Source organism: Klebsiella sp. 28 (assembly GCF_018223905.1).
Classification (GTDB): Bacteria; Pseudomonadota; Gammaproteobacteria; order Enterobacterales; family Enterobacteriaceae; genus Klebsiella; species Klebsiella pneumoniae.
On record NZ_JAGRQY010000264.1, the window covers coordinates 1 to 1,419 of the forward strand.

Annotated in this window: 1 protein-coding gene and 1 pseudogene; one reads left to right on the forward strand and one right to left on the reverse strand. The window is 54.3% G+C overall.

Annotated elements, in window-relative coordinates:
- The first annotated feature begins 72 nt into the window (after positions 1-72).
- Positions 73-948 (forward strand): extended-spectrum class A beta-lactamase CTX-M-15, encoded by an 876-nt coding sequence (locus tag KHQ28_RS27830; RefSeq protein ID WP_000239590.1) that lies wholly within the window; start codon positions 73-75, stop codon positions 946-948.
- A 46-nt stretch (positions 949-994) separates the two neighbouring features.
- Here the strand turns inward: KHQ28_RS27830 and KHQ28_RS27835 are convergent.
- Positions 995-1,339, reverse strand: a pseudogene (locus tag KHQ28_RS27835) (WbuC family cupin fold metalloprotein); the annotation flags it as partial.
- Positions 1,340-1,419: the final 80 nt, after the last annotated feature.

The following is a 1,419-nucleotide window of genomic DNA, read 5'->3' on the forward strand; positions in this document are numbered from 1 at the left end:
TAAAAAACACACGTGGAATTTAGGGACTATTCATGTTGTTGTTATTTCGTATCTTCCAGAATAAGGAATCCCATGGTTAAAAAATCACTGCGCCAGTTCACGCTGATGGCGACGGCAACCGTCACGCTGTTGTTAGGAAGTGTGCCGCTGTATGCGCAAACGGCGGACGTACAGCAAAAACTTGCCGAATTAGAGCGGCAGTCGGGAGGCAGACTGGGTGTGGCATTGATTAACACAGCAGATAATTCGCAAATACTTTATCGTGCTGATGAGCGCTTTGCGATGTGCAGCACCAGTAAAGTGATGGCCGCGGCCGCGGTGCTGAAGAAAAGTGAAAGCGAACCGAATCTGTTAAATCAGCGAGTTGAGATCAAAAAATCTGACCTTGTTAACTATAATCCGATTGCGGAAAAGCACGTCAATGGGACGATGTCACTGGCTGAGCTTAGCGCGGCCGCGCTACAGTACAGCGATAACGTGGCGATGAATAAGCTGATTGCTCACGTTGGCGGCCCGGCTAGCGTCACCGCGTTCGCCCGACAGCTGGGAGACGAAACGTTCCGTCTCGACCGTACCGAGCCGACGTTAAACACCGCCATTCCGGGCGATCCGCGTGATACCACTTCACCTCGGGCAATGGCGCAAACTCTGCGGAATCTGACGCTGGGTAAAGCATTGGGCGACAGCCAACGGGCGCAGCTGGTGACATGGATGAAAGGCAATACCACCGGTGCAGCGAGCATTCAGGCTGGACTGCCTGCTTCCTGGGTTGTGGGGGATAAAACCGGCAGCGGTGGCTATGGCACCACCAACGATATCGCGGTGATCTGGCCAAAAGATCGTGCGCCGCTGATTCTGGTCACTTACTTCACCCAGCCTCAACCTAAGGCAGAAAGCCGTCGCGATGTATTAGCGTCGGCGGCTAAAATCGTCACCGACGGTTTGTAATAGCGGAAACGGAATGGGGAAACTCATTCCGTTTTTGTTTATCGCCTTAGACGGCAAAAGTGCTGTCGCCCACCTGCGCTTGCGCATACCAGGCCATAAGCTCCGTGGTTCCTGGTTCTCCTTCCGCTGGAGCCCAGTGCGCATAGTCATCGGCAGCCACGGGTTGATAGCCACCGTGTTTTACTTCAAAAATTATGCCACCGGTATCCAGCGACAGCACGGCATGCCAGGTTCCTGCGGCCATCTCCAGCACCGTACAGGTTTCCCCCAATATCGCCCGATGGGTGACGGTACCCCGATCGTCAAAATTCAGCACCACGAAACGACCCCTTAATGGCAACAGTAGCTCGAAGGTGTGAGGGTGTCGGTGCGGGCGCACGTAGGTCCCAGGTCATATTCCTTCCGGCGTCCGGCATTTTACCGCCAGACAGCTCGGGATTCGTGATATCACCGTTCTTGCAGAATACGGTC

What these genes read in the sequence shown, in the direction of transcription:
- KHQ28_RS27830 (WP_000239590.1), top strand. Translation starts at nt 73, where the DNA reads ATGGTTAAAAAATCACTGCGCCAGTTCACGCTGATGGCGACGGCAACC.